The sequence below is a fragment of the Mesorhizobium sp. M3A.F.Ca.ET.080.04.2.1 genome, from assembly GCF_003952525.1.
Taxonomy (GTDB): Bacteria; Pseudomonadota; Alphaproteobacteria; order Rhizobiales; family Rhizobiaceae; genus Mesorhizobium.
Window position 1 is genome coordinate 5,450,139 of record NZ_CP034451.1, and the last position, 12,913, is coordinate 5,463,051.

General features: G+C 63.7%; 11 protein-coding genes. 5 read left to right on the top strand and 6 right to left on the bottom strand.

The features are described from left to right. Window positions 1–4 precede the first annotated feature (4 nt). The 3 genes from EJ074_RS25970 to EJ074_RS25980 form a co-directional block, all read right to left on the bottom strand. Window positions 5–1,654 carry a thiamine pyrophosphate-binding protein gene (locus tag EJ074_RS25970; RefSeq protein ID WP_129553866.1) on the bottom strand — a complete coding sequence of 550 codons (1,650 nt, stop codon included), beginning with the start codon at window positions 1,652–1,654 and terminating at the stop codon, window positions 5–7. Then, window positions 1,651–2,826, bottom strand: a complete 1,176-nt coding sequence (locus EJ074_RS25975) for a CaiB/BaiF CoA-transferase family protein (protein ID WP_095808209.1) — start codon at window positions 2,824–2,826, stop codon at window positions 1,651–1,653. The genes EJ074_RS25970 and EJ074_RS25975 overlap by 4 nt, the downstream gene beginning before the upstream one ends. A 150-nt stretch (window positions 2,827–2,976) precedes the next feature. Then, complete coding sequence (locus EJ074_RS25980; RefSeq protein WP_095808208.1) at window positions 2,977–3,909, bottom strand: alpha/beta hydrolase; 933 nt, start codon at window positions 3,907–3,909, stop codon at window positions 2,977–2,979. A 195-nt stretch (window positions 3,910–4,104) separates the two neighbouring features. On the opposite strand from EJ074_RS25980, the gene EJ074_RS25985 reads away from it, so the two are divergent. After that, window positions 4,105–5,109: a ribonuclease gene (locus EJ074_RS25985; protein WP_095808207.1), complete on the top strand. Its 1,005-nt coding sequence runs from the start codon at window positions 4,105–4,107 to the stop codon at window positions 5,107–5,109. A gap of 40 nt (window positions 5,110–5,149) precedes the next feature. Here the strand turns inward: EJ074_RS25985 and EJ074_RS25990 are convergent, their stop codons facing one another. After that, window positions 5,150–6,418, bottom strand: coding sequence for a GGDEF domain-containing protein (locus tag EJ074_RS25990; RefSeq protein ID WP_095808206.1), 1,269 nt, complete (start codon window positions 6,416–6,418; stop codon window positions 5,150–5,152). Window positions 6,419–6,681: 263 nt separating this feature from the next. On the opposite strand from EJ074_RS25990, the gene ettA reads away from it, so the two are divergent. The 3 genes from ettA to EJ074_RS26005 all read left to right on the top strand — a co-directional run bounded on the left by ettA (window position 6,682) and on the right by EJ074_RS26005 (window position 10,388). Continuing rightward, entirely contained in the window at window positions 6,682–8,331 is a 1,650-nt protein-coding gene (ettA, locus tag EJ074_RS25995) for an energy-dependent translational throttle protein EttA (protein ID WP_095808204.1), read from the top strand. Window positions 8,332–8,369: 38 nt separating this feature from the next. Then, window positions 8,370–9,137 (top strand): trans-aconitate 2-methyltransferase, encoded by a 768-nt coding sequence (gene tam, locus EJ074_RS26000; protein WP_095808203.1) that lies wholly within the window; start codon window positions 8,370–8,372, stop codon window positions 9,135–9,137. 129 nt (window positions 9,138–9,266) lie between these two features. Beyond that, complete coding sequence (locus EJ074_RS26005; protein ID WP_095808255.1) at window positions 9,267–10,388, top strand: beta-ketoacyl-ACP synthase III; 1,122 nt, start codon at window positions 9,267–9,269, stop codon at window positions 10,386–10,388. A gap of 108 nt (window positions 10,389–10,496) precedes the next feature. Here EJ074_RS26005 and EJ074_RS26010 read toward each other — a convergent pair whose 3' ends face one another. Beyond that, on the bottom strand, window positions 10,497–10,931 hold the full coding sequence (locus tag EJ074_RS26010; RefSeq protein ID WP_245454751.1) for an isoprenylcysteine carboxylmethyltransferase family protein: 435 nt from the start codon (window positions 10,929–10,931) through the stop codon (window positions 10,497–10,499). A 298-nt stretch (window positions 10,932–11,229) separates the two neighbouring features. Here EJ074_RS26010 and EJ074_RS26015 point away from each other — a divergent pair, with 298 nt between their 5' ends. Next, window positions 11,230–11,865 (top strand): MOSC domain-containing protein, encoded by a 636-nt coding sequence (locus tag EJ074_RS26015; protein ID WP_095808201.1) that lies wholly within the window; start codon window positions 11,230–11,232, stop codon window positions 11,863–11,865. Here the strand turns inward: EJ074_RS26015 and EJ074_RS26020 are convergent. Then, entirely contained in the window at window positions 11,853–12,815 is a 963-nt protein-coding gene (locus EJ074_RS26020; protein ID WP_095808200.1) for a D-amino acid aminotransferase, read from the bottom strand. The two genes, EJ074_RS26015 and EJ074_RS26020, sit on opposite strands and share 13 nt — an antisense overlap. Between the last annotated feature and the right edge of the window lie 98 nt (window positions 12,816–12,913).

Genomic DNA, 12,913 nt, shown 5'->3' on the forward strand with positions numbered 1-12,913 from the left:
GCCGTCACGACTTATCGCGGATCTGCGTCAGCGTGCGGGTCGGCGTGATCGCTTCGGGATCGAGCCTGATCTCGACGATCGCCGGTTTGCCGCTGGCGCTGGCGCGTTCGAAGGCTGGCGCGAAGTCCTCGGTCTTCTCGACCGTCTCGCCATGGCCGCCATAAGCCCGGGCGAGGGCGGCGAAGTCCGGATTCTTGAGGTCGGTGGCGACGACCCGGCTCGGATACTCACGCTCCTGGTGCATGCGGATCGTGCCATAGATGCCGTTGTTGACGACGATGACTATGATCGCCAGGTCGTACTGGACGGCGGTTGCGAACTCCTGGCCGTTCATCAGGAAGCAGCCGTCGCCGGCAAAGGCGATGACCTCGCGATCCGGATGCAGCGCCTTGGCGGCGACCGCTGCCGGCGTGCCGTAGCCCATCGAGCCGGAGGTCGGCGCTGCCTGCGTGGCGAAGCGGCGGAAGCGGTGGAAGCGATGCACCCAGGTGGAGTAGTTGCCGGCGCCGTTGCATAGGATGGCGTCCTCGGGCAGCGCCTTTTCCAGATAGTTCATGATCGGGCCCATCTGTACGGCGCCGGGGCCGGTCTCCGGCGGCGTCGACCATTCGAGATAGTCGGCATGCGCTTTCGCCGTCTCGGCTGCCCATGATGGCGTACCGGCCGGCTTGCGCCTGGCGAAGGCCTCGACAAAGGCGGCGGGCGAGGCGTTGATCGCCAGCGTCGGCCGGTAGACACGGCCGAGTTCGCCAGCATCGGCATGGATGTGCACCAGCGCCTGGTCAGGATAGGGGCTTTTCAGCAGCGTGTAGTCGGAAGACGGCATCTCGCCCATGCGGCCGCCGATGAGCAGCACCAGATCGGCCTGTTTGATCGCCGCCGCCAGCTTTGGATTGATGCCGATGCCGACGTCGCCGGCATAGTTCGGATGAAGGTGGTCGAACAGCATCTGGCGGCGGAAGGAGCAGCCGACGGGCAGCGACCATGTCTCGGCGATTGTCTGGATCTGCGCCACCGCGTCAGCGTCCCAGCGCGTGCCGCCGAGGATGACGAACGGGCGCTTGGCCTGGCCAAGCAGTTTCTCCAGCGCATCGAGCTCGGCCTCGCCGGGACGCGTCTCCACCGGCATGTGGGCAAGTGCAGCCGGCGCTTCGACCTCGCTGGTCAGCATGTCCTCGGGCAACGAGACAACGACCGGGCCGGGACGGCCCGACGTCGCGACCGCGAAAGCGCGGGTGACGAATTCCAGGATGCGCGCAGCATCGTCGATCTCGACCACCCACTTGGCGATGTCGCCGAAGAAGCGCTTGTAGTCGACCTCCTGAAAGGCTTCGCGCTCCTTGGCGTGGCTGGCGACCTGGCCGATGAACAGGATGACCGGCACTGAATCCTGCATGGCGATGTGGATACCGGCCGAGGCGTTGGTGGCGCCGGGGCCGCGGGTGACGAAGCAGATGCCGGGCTTGCCGGTCAGCCGCCCCTGGCAGTCGGCCATCATCGCGGCGCCACCTTCCTGGCGGCAGACGATGGTGCGGATCGGCGAGTCATGCAGCGCGTCGAGCACCGCGAGGTAGGATTCACCGGGCACGCAGAAGATGCGGTCGGTGCCGTTCGCTTCAAGCGCCTCGACGATCAGTCGTCCGCCGGTCTTCATCGTCCTGACCTCTCCAATTCGGCAAGGATCTCTTGCGTGTGTTCGCCGAGGCGCGGCGAGGGGCGCTCGTAGACGAGCGGCGTGCCCGACATCACCATCGGCGCACGCACGGAAGGCAGAAGATTGCCATGGCCGTCGTCGAGGTCGAGCCGCATGCCACGCGCAATCGTCTGCGGGTCGTCGAACATCTGGCCGATGTTGTTGATCGGGCTCGCCGGTACGCCGGCGGCCTCGAGCTTCGCCAGCAGCGGATCGCGATCGACTGTCTTCAGCGTCTCGATGATCAGTTCGCGCAGCTTCGCGCGATTGGCGACGCGCGCGGGATTGGTGGCGAAATCCGGGTTGGCGGGCAGATCGTTGAGACCGACCGCGGCGCAGAACTTGCCGAACTGACCGTCGTTGCCGACGGCGAGGATGATGTGTCCGTCTCTAACCGGCAACACCTCGTAGGGCGCGATGTTCATATGGGCGTTGCCCATCTGAACCGGCGACTTGCCGGAAACCAGATAGTTGAGGTTCTGGTTGCCGAGCGCGGAGATCTGGCTGTCGAAAAGCGCCATGTCGATATGCTGGCCTTCTCCGGTCTTCTCGGCATGGCGCAGTGCAGCCTGAATGGCGATCACCGAATAAAGACCGGTGAACAGGTCGGAGATGGCGACGCCAGCCTTCTGCGGTTCGCGGCCGGCCTCGCCGGTGATCGACATCATGCCGGCCATGGCCTGGATGATGAAGTCGTAACCCGCGCGCGGCGCGTAAGGCCCGGTCTGGCCGAAGCCGGTGATCGAGCAATAGACAAGGCGCGGATTGATCGCCTTAAGGTTCTCATAATCCAGGCCATATTTTTTCAAGCCACCGAGCTTGAAGTTCTCGATCAGGACATCCGCCTCAGCGACGAGGCGGCGTAGCGTATCGGCACCTTCGGGCTTGGAGAAGTCGATGGCGATCGAACGCTTGCCGCGATTGCAGGAATGGTAATAGGCGGCCGACAGGTTCTCGCCATCGTGGCTCATGACGAAGGGCGGACCCCATTTGCGGGTGTCGTCGCCGCCATCGGGGCTCTCGACCTTGATGACATCGGCACCGAGATCGGCAAGCAACTGCCCAGCCCAAGGGCCCGCAAGGATGCGGGCAAGCTCGATAACGCGGATGCCTTTCAGCGGAGGCTCAGTCATGGATCACCGTTGTTTGACGGCGCGCAGCCGCGCATCTTTTCTTGGCATGTCTCTATTCAAACCGCTGCATTCAAACCGCTGCGCCCTTTTCGGCGCATGCACTATCAATCGTAACCGGCTGTGTCACGACTCATACTGTGGGCCACACGATCAAGACTTCAGCACGCTGTCCGCCCAGGTGGCGAAATCCTTCATGACGATATCTCGGTTCAACTCGTTCAGGCTTTCGTGGCGGGTCTCGGCGTAAACCTTTGAAACCAGATTCGAAAAGCCCATTCGTTGCATGCGCCCGGCAAGATGGTTCACCGCTTTGCCATAGTCCGAGGCAGGATCCTTCTCGCCGCCGACAAGGTTGACGTGGAGGTCGCGGCGCACGTTGGCAAAGCTAGAATCGTTGCCGGCGTGCTGCGCCATATTGACCACGTCACGCCACATCGAGATGGAGGCGTCCCAGCCGCAGAGCGGATCGGCAATGTATTTGTCGACCTCGGCCGCATCGCGCGACAGCCAGTCGAACGGCGTCCGGTGATTGGGAACTGCCTTGCCCCAGGCCTGGAAAGTCATCCGGGGCAGCAGGCGCGAGGGCACATCTGAGCCCAGTCGCATTCGTTCCCAGGCGAGGATGCCGAGTGCGAACTTGCCGAGCAGGCCCTGCGAGAAGTTGCCGTTCCAGATGGCGGCGGCATGGATGCGCTCGGAATGGCGCAGCACGAAGTTCAGCGCGATCGAGGCGCCGAGCGAATGGCCAAAGACAATCACCGGCAATTCGGGATGGTCGGCTGCGATCAGGTCGTGAACAGCGCCGACATCGGCGATCAGTTTGGCCACGCCGTCTACATCCGCAAACCTGCCGAGCGGTGCGTCGGGCGCCTTCGTGGCGCCATGGCCGCGATGGTCGTGGGCGTAGACATGGAAGCCGCGTTCGCTGAGGAAATCGGCGAAACGCGCATAGCGCGCCGCGTGCTCGGCAAGCCCATGGTTGATCTGGACCGCCGCACGTGGGCGGGCTTCGGCAAGCTTGACGTAGAGATTGATCTCGGCGCCTGTCGGCGATTTCACCCTGCGTTGCTCGCTGAACGACATGCCTGCCCTCCGATGCGCGCTTTCCTGCACATGTCGAGCCTGTTTGCGATGGCGCCGGACTTGCGTCAATGCGGCGCGAAGGATTTGCGTTGATTGCCTGTCGATCGCTCTTGTCTTGCAATCCGCGCCATCGCAATTCTGACACGGATGCAGGGGCAGTGTGGCCCCGCGGCATCGTTCATTCGGGACATAATCATGCGGACAGGTTTGGCTTTCTCGCTGGCGCTGGTCATGGCGGCGCTGACCGGCACTGCATGGGCCGATGTGAAGATGAGCGGCTCGTTCATGGCCGATGCGGCCTGTCCCGCAACCCACGCCATCAAGAGCGGCAAGAATCCTGGCAACATCTCAATCATGGCCGGACAAAGCTATCAACTGCTCGCCGGCAACAAGGACGAGCCCACGCATTACTTGATCCAGGTGCCGGGCGCCGACCCGGAGCGGCGCTGGGTCAAGACCAGTTGCGGTCACGTCACCGGCGGCAGTGCGTCGGGGGCGCCCGCCGGCCCGGCCAAATCCCCGCAGCCTAGCTCGGGCAAACCCGAATATGTCTTCGCGCTGAGCTGGCAGCCAGCCTTCTGCGAAACCAAGGCCAACAAACCTGAGTGCAAGGTCCAAAACCGGAACGAATTCGAGGCCACCCATTTCACCTTGCATGGGCTTTGGCCGCAGCCGAATGGCAATTTCTATTGCCAGGTGTCGGCGAGCGACAAGGCGAATGACAATCCCGCGCATTGGGAGGAGCTGCCGGCGGTCGATCTCGATGCCGGAACGCGCGCCGAGCTCGACAGGGTGATGCCGGGCACCGCCTCCAAGCTGGACCGCCACGAGTGGATCAAGCACGGCACCTGCTACGGCAAAAGCCAGCAGGAATATTTCGCCGACGCGCTCAATCTGATGCGCGCGGTGAACGCGTCGGCGGTGCGCGATCTTTTCACCAGGAGCATCGGCAAGCAGCTGACCTCGGAACAGATCCGCAGCGCGTTTGACCATGCCTTCGGCGCCGGTGCCGGAGACCGCGTGCGCGTCTCGTGCCTGGTCGATCCTTCCAGCGGCAGGCGCATGATCGGCGAGCTGACGCTCGGCCTGTCCGGTTCGATCGCCGCAGACAGCAAGCTCGGCGATCTGCTTCTGGCCTCGGCCCCGACCAGCAAGGCCGGCTGTCCCAAGGGCACGGTCGACGCGATCGGTTTCCAGTAAACGGCGAATGAGAGGTGCTGGTCGCCGAGGCCGGATCGTCCTAGGGGCGGCTTCGTAAAGTGACGGCTTCGGAGCCCGGCTCGCCGATCACCCGGTCGCGCCCGCCCGATTTGGCCTTGTAGAGGCGCTGGTCGGCCAGAGCGAAGATGTCGGCAAGGCAATTCGTCGTGTCACTTACGGAGGAGACTCCGGCGCTCACGGTGATGTTGAAGCGGCTGGTGTGGGCAGAGCTCTTGACCGCGCTCCTGATGGTTTCACCAAGCAGTCTCGCCAGCGAATGCGGTTGCGGGCAAAGAATGGCGAACTCCTCGCCGCCGATCCTGAACACCTGATTGCTGCTGCCCACAGTCTCCGTCAGCACGGCAGCCAACGATTTCAACACCTTGTCGCCCTCGGCGTGGCCGAAGCGGTCATTGATCGACTTGAAGTGATCGACATCGACGATTAGCAGGCTGAGCGGCTTGGCGGTCCTGATGGCCGTCGCGACGGCCGCAGCGCCGTCGGCATCGAAGCTGCCGCGATGCAGCAGGCCGGTCAGCCCATCGCGGCCGACATGCTTGACCAGTGCCTCGTAGCGCTCGCGATAGGTGAGGGTGTCGAAGACGTCGGAAAGGCCGCGCGGCAGCGCGGTCTCATGGTCCTCGGCCCATCTGAGATAGGCGACCAGCATGCTGCTATAGGCGAGCGCCGCCGCCAGCTTGGCGAACCAGCCGCCGAAAAAGACCTCGATCGGAGCGCCGGCGACGAAATGGAGAGCCAGGAAGAAGCCGACCTGGTCGAATGTCAGCACGCAGGCGACCGACGCCAGGATGCGTGCAAAAGGCACCTTCCGCAGATAGGCGCCGAGCTTCTCATAGAGCAGGATCATCAGGATGGCGTCGACGAAAAGGAGCGAGGTGCCCCAGACCATCAGCCAGCCCATCTTGTCGATGAAGGCGATGTCGGGAACCCGGCCATCGGGAAGCGGCGCGATCGCGTGCAGACGCAGGATCAGCACCAGGCCGATCATCAGCGCGTTGCCGAGCAGCAGCCCGTAGATCGGCTGGCGGACGGTCGCGGCGTCCTCCTTCATGTAGAGCAGGAGCAGCATCACCAGCTTGCCTGAAAACAGAACGGCCGAGCCCGGCGAGACAATGCCGAAGGGCAGGGCCACATAGAAGACGCTGGCGAGATAGGTTTCCAGGAAATGCATGACGCCCATCGCGCAGACGAACACGCCAAGCCCGATGCGTCGCCTGAAACGGAAGAGCGTGACCATGGCGCCGAAATAGAGAACCGCTTCGGCAAGGAGCAGGAGACCGTTCAGCAAACCATCGACCCGATCTTTTTGCGGAAATCGCAATCTTGGCCGCGATTTCCCGACGTCATCCGTTCTGACGGGGAATGGTTAACCTCGGCTTTCGCGGACCGGCGCCGCAGATCGAAAAGATCGTAAGCGATGGAGGCTTCGATGCGGCGAAACCTCCAGGATCGCCCGCGCCTGCCGAAAGCGATTGCCGTTCGGCGCTTCATCGCCTACATAGCGCGCAAATCCCCATTCAGTTGACACTTCAGTTTCCAGGGAAAGCGCGCGTGGCTCGCCAGTTCATCTATCACATGTCCGGCCTGTCGAAGGCCTACGGCACCAAGAAGGTGCTCGACAACATTCACCTGTCCTTCTACCCGGACGCCAAGATCGGCATTCTGGGGCCCAACGGCTCGGGCAAGTCGACCATCCTGCGCATTATGGCGGGTCTCGACAAGGAGTATCAGGGCGAGGCGTGGCTGGCCGAGGGCGCCACCGTCGGCTACCTCGCGCAGGAGCCGCAGCTTGACGCCAGCAAGACCGTTCGCGAGAACGTCATGGACGGCGTTGCCAGGAAAACCGCCATCATCGAGCGCTACAACGAGCTGATGATGAACTATTCCGACGAGACGGCAGAGGAATCCGCCAAGCTCCAGGACGAAATGGACCGGCTCAACCTGTGGGACCTCGAGCAGCAGGTCGAGATGGCGATGGACGCGCTGCAGTGCCCGCCGGCCGACTCCGAGGTGACGAACCTGTCGGGCGGCGAGCGCCGCCGCGTCGCGCTTTGCCGGCTGCTGCTCGAGCAGCCCGACCTGCTGCTGCTCGACGAGCCGACCAACCATCTCGACGCCGAGACCACGCAATGGCTGGAAAAGCATTTGCGCGACTATCCGGGCTCGGTGCTGATCATCACCCACGACCGCTACTTCCTCGACAACGTCACCGGCTGGATTCTCGAGCTCGACCGCGGCCGCGGCATCCCCTACGAGGGCAACTACACGAAATATCTCGACGCCAAGGCCAAGCGCCTGATCCAGGAAGGCCGCGAGGACGACTCCCGCCAGAAGGCGATCTGGCGCGAGCGCGAGTGGATCCAGTCCTCGCCGAAGGCGCGCCAGACCAAGTCCAAGGCGCGCATCAAGGCCTATGAGGAACTGGTCGAGCAGTCGCAGAATCGCAAGCCGACCGATACGCAGATCGTCATTCCGGCCAGCGAACGCCTCGGCAATGTCGTCATCGAAGTCGAGGGCCTCAACAAAGGCTTCGCCGATGAACTCCTCATCGAGGATCTGTCGTTCAGGCTGCCGCCGGGCGGCATCGTCGGTGTGATCGGCCCCAACGGCGCCGGTAAGACGACGCTGTTCAAGATGATCACCGGCCAGGAAACGCCGGATGCCGGCTCGATCCGCAAGGGCGAGACGGTGAGGCTCGGCTATGTCGACCAGAGTCGCGACGCGCTCGACCCGAACAAGACGGTGTGGGAAGAGATCTCCGGCGGCGCCGAGGTGATCAAGCTCGGCAAGCACGAGGTCAACAGCCGCGCCTATTGCTCGTCCTTCAACTTCCGTGGCGGCGACCAGCAGCAGAAGGTCGGCAATCTTTCCGGCGGCCAGCGCAACCGCGTGCATCTGGCCAAGATGCTGAAGGGCGGCGGCAATGTGCTGCTGCTCGACGAACCGACCAACGACCTCGACACCGAAACGCTGAGCGCGCTGGAAGACGCGCTGGAAGCCTATGCCGGCTGCGCCGTCATCATCAGCCACGACCGTATGTTCCTCGACCGCATGGCCACCCACATGCTCGCCTTCGAGGGCGACGCGCATGTCGAATGGTTCGAGGGCAATTTCGAGGAATATGAGAAGGACAAGCTTCGCCGCCTGGGCGCGGAAGCGGCCACTCCGCACCGCATGACGCATAAGCGGCTGACGCGATAAGCCAAGCGAGAGCGGCGAGACAAGGGAGGTAATCTCGAATGGCTGACTGGTCCGCCGCTCAATATCTCAAATTCGAGGACGAGCGCACGCGGCCCGCGCGGGACTTGGCTCAACAGGTTCCCGTCGATTTCCCGCGCCACGTCGTCGACATCGGCTGCGGGCCGGGCAACTCGACCGAGCTTCTGGTCGAGCGCTGGCCGGATGCCGAGGTCAGCGGCTTCGACACCTCGCCGGACATGATCGAGAAGGCGAGGGCACGGCTGCCCAATGTCAATTTCGCGCTCGCCGATGCCGCCAGTTGGCAGCCCGAGAAGCCGGTCGACGTCATCTTCGCCAACGCGGTCTTCCAATGGCTGCCGGAGCATCCGGCGGTGTTGCAGCGACTGGTGGGACTGCTGGCGCCGGGCGGCGCTTTGGCCATCCAGATGCCCGACAATCTCGCAGAGCCTTCGCACCAGTTGATGCGGGACGCGGCGGCCGAGATGCCGTTCTCGGCCAAGCTCAAGCACGCGGCGCGTGCACCGCTGCCGCCGGTGTCGTTCTACTACGATCTTCTGTCGCCGCTCGCGGATCGGGTGGATATCTGGCACACGATCTACAACCATCCGCTGGCCGATGCCGAGGCGATCGTCGAATGGGTCAAGTCGACCGGGCTGAAGCCGTTCCTCGATCCGCTCGATGCTGAGGAGAAAAAGCACTTCCTCGAAAGCTACACGGCGAAGATCGCGAAGGCCTATCCCAAGACGGCAAACGGCAAGGTGCTGCTGCGCTTTCCCCGCATCTTCATCATCGCCAAGCGGGCCTGAGCGCCGCTCAATTTGCCGCGAGAGCTGCCGCCAGCGGCGGTTTAAGCTGGCATAAACCGGGCAAATGCGACAAGGGTAGCGCGGGCCGGTTCGGTGCCCGCATCAAGCCCGTGCCTCGGACAGTTGGACATGCATCGCGTCATCATCAGCGGCATCGGCGCCGAAATCCCTGAGCCCGTCATCACCAATGAAGAGCTGGTCGAGAGCTTCAACAGCTGGGTCGAAACCGAAAATGCGCGGCGTGCCGTCACCGGCGAGGCGTTGCTGCAGAAGTCGGACAGCGCCTTCATCGAGCACGCATCGGGTGTCCGCACCCGCCATGTGATCGAGCGCGAAGGCATTCTGGACCCGACCCGGATGTCACCGCGGATCCCGGCGCGGCCCGACGAGGCGCTGTCGCTGCAAGCCGAGTTCGGCATCGCGTCGGCGAAAAAGGCGCTCGACCACGCCGGAGTCGATCCCTCCGACGTCGACCTGGTGATCTGCTCGGCCTCGCATCATCAGCGGCCCTATCCGGCGATCGCCATCGAGATGCAGCAGGCGCTCGGCACCAAGGGCGCCGGCTTCGACATGGGGCTGGGCTGTTCTTCCGCCGCGGCGGCGCTGCATGTCGCGGTCAACCTCATCAGGGCGGGTGCGCACAAGCGCATCCTGGTGTCGACCCCCGAGATCATCACCGGCCACCTCAATTTCCGCGACCGCCAGACGCATTTCATCTTCGGCGATGCCTCGGTCGCCATGATCGTCGAAGGTCTGGACCAGGGCGAGAAGCGGCCGGGGCGCTTCGAGGTGCTCGATACGCGGACCTGGACGCAGATGTCGAACAACATCCGTACGAATCTCGGCTATCACACCCGCACCGCCCAGGACGATCCCTACGTGATCGATCTCGAGGGCAACCTGATCAAGCAGGTCGGCAACAAGGTGTTCAAGGAAGTCACCGTCGCGGGCCACAAATTCATTGTCGAATTCCTGGCCGAGCACGGGTTGACACCGCAAGGCATCCGCCGCTTCTGGCTGCATCAGGCCAATGCGCGCATGAACGCGATGATCCTGAAGCTCTCCTTCGGGCATGAGGTCGATCATGACCGGGCGCCCATGGTGCTGGAGCGGCTCGGCAACACGGCAGGCGCCGGCGCTATCGTGGCGCTGTCTGAAAATCACGCCGACATGAAGGCGGGCGATTTCGGCCTGCTCTGCGCCTTCGGCGCGGGCTATTCGATTGGCGGCGCGTTGCTGCGGATGCTGTAGCCGGCTTAAAGCGCATCGCGCTGAAACGGATTCAGGCGACGTGCATTAGGTCTTGTTTTCACGCATGTCGTTGCCCCAGAACCGCTGCACACTTCTGGGCGACATGCATCAAGCCGGCACGAACGGAACCAGCATCGGCACACGCCTGGCATAGTCGTCATAGGCGCTGCCCAGTTCGCCGCGCAAGAAACTCTCTTCCAGCCGTGCCTTGATGAAAATGCCGAGGATGAGCAGGGCAGCGCCGGCGATGCTCCAAACGGTGCCCTTTTCCGCCATCGTAGCGAGGATTGCCAGCAGCAGGCCGCTATAGATGGGGTGGCGGACCAAGCCATAGGGTCCGGTTTCGACCACGCGATGCTTGGCCTTGGCTGTCACGGCGGCGGACCACAGCCTGCCGAGATGCAGGCGCGCCCACCAGGAAAAAATCAGGCCAACAGCGATCAGCGCAACGCATATCCATGCCTCGGGAAGGCTTGGCGTCCACAGCCGCAGCCGGCCGGCATAGCCATGCGGCGGCACGAACAGCAGGATGGTGCCGGCCATCCACAGCGCCCGATAGCGGGCCTCCGCCCTAAGGTCTGCCCGCTTTTGCGCCGGATCGGCCACAAAGCTGCAAGCGTCCAGGTAACGACCCAGATCAGCCAGAGCGCGGCCATTGCGGGAGCGGGATGCATGGTCTCCTCCTCCGATGCGCAAAGTCACATAATCCCGCCAGGCGGCGGCAATGCGGAAAGGCGATGGCATTTCAGGTAAGAAAGTCGTGAACGCCCATCAAGCCGCTTGATCGGACCATCAGTGCTTTCGACTGGACCGCATCGGAAAGGGTGTCTAGACCGGCGACATGCAGGATACAAAAACGAGCCCGGAGCTTTTCCCGGTGAGCGAACCGAATGTCGACATCGTGCCGGGCCGCAAGCTCGCGGCGAGAGCGGCGGCGCTCTACAAGGCGCCCTTCGATCATTTCGAGACGAGACCGGTGGAGGAACTGCGGCTTGGCTTCGACGGCATCGAGGGGGACTTCCACGCCGGCGCGACGCGGCGCTCCGGCGGGCGCGAGCCTTGGTATCCGCGCGGCACCGAGATGCGCAACGAAAGGCAACTGTCGCTGGTGGCGGCGGACGAGCTTGCCATCGTCGCGGAGCGCATGGGTGTTGCCGCGATCCAGCCGGAATGGATCGGCGCCAATTTGCTGATCGAGGGCGTGCCGCATCTGTCCATGCTGCCGGCGGGCTCACTTCTGTTCTTCAAGGGTGGAGTGACCATCAAGGTCGATGCGCAGAACGGGCCTTGCCGTCTCTCCGGCCGCTCCGTCGCCGAGAATGCGCGCATGCCCGATCACGAAGCCGGAGCATTGCTGTTCCCGAAGGCGGCGAAGCGGCTGCGCGGCCTCGTCGCCTGGGTCGAGAAGCCCGGAGTCATCACGTCCGGCGAGGAGATTTCGGTCCGCGTGCCGGAGCAGTGGATCTACAGAGCCTGATAGGCCACCGGGCTCGACCAGGCCGGGTCCTCGTGCTTCTGCCAATAGAGTCGCATCAGGCGTTCCGTCGTTGCGCCGACCTTGCCATCGGCCACCGGAGCGCCGTCGATCGTGGTGACCGGCATGATGCCGCCGGCGGTCGAGGTGATGAAGACTTCGTGCGCCGTCTTGAGCGCGACCACGCTGACGTCCGTCGCTGCGGCAGACAGCCCCAGCTCGGCACACAGGTCGAACACGGTGCGGCGCGTGATGCCAGGCAGCACGGCGTCCGCGGGGGTCGACAACTTCCCGTTCTTGACACAGAACACGTTGAAGCCTGGACCTTCGGCGACGTTGCCGTTGAAGTCGAGGATCAGTGCGGTTTCCGCGCCGCGGTCATAGGCATCGTAGAGGCCGCGCACCAGATCGAGCCAGTGATAGTTCTTGATCGATGGATCGATCGAGGCGGGCGGGATGCGAACCTTGTCGCTGATGGCGACATGCAGGCCACGGCGCAGTTGTTCGGCATTGGCGACCGAGCCGAAGGGGACGGCGAAAGCCATGAAGCGGTTGATCGCCTGGCGCGGATCGCGGCTGAAGGTCGGCGAGGCGCCGCGCGTGCACAGCATCTCGACATAGGCGGCGCGATGACCGGACAGCGCGACGCAATTGTGCAGGATTTCGGCGACGGCGTCGCGATCGAAGGGGATCGTCATGCGCAGCTTTTCCAACCCGCCGAAGAAACGATCGAGATGCAGGTCGAGGCGGAAAAAGCGGCCGTCCCAGACATGCACCGTGTCGTAGGTGGCGTCCGAATGCAGGAAACCCCAGTCCAGCACCGAGACCTTGGCCTGCGACATCGGCAGATATTGTCCATCCAGGAAGGCAACACCGTCGGGATAGATGTGCGGGTCGAGGTGACGATCCGAGAGGAGGGGAAGCGACCCAGTTTGCTCGGCGGCTTGGCTCATTTTCGATCCTCTCGTCATTGCGGCAAGGGCAGGCTAGCCTCCGGTCCCTGTCGAACTAGAGCCAGGCCACAGGTCCTGCTTGGCCGTCTCGGGGCGGC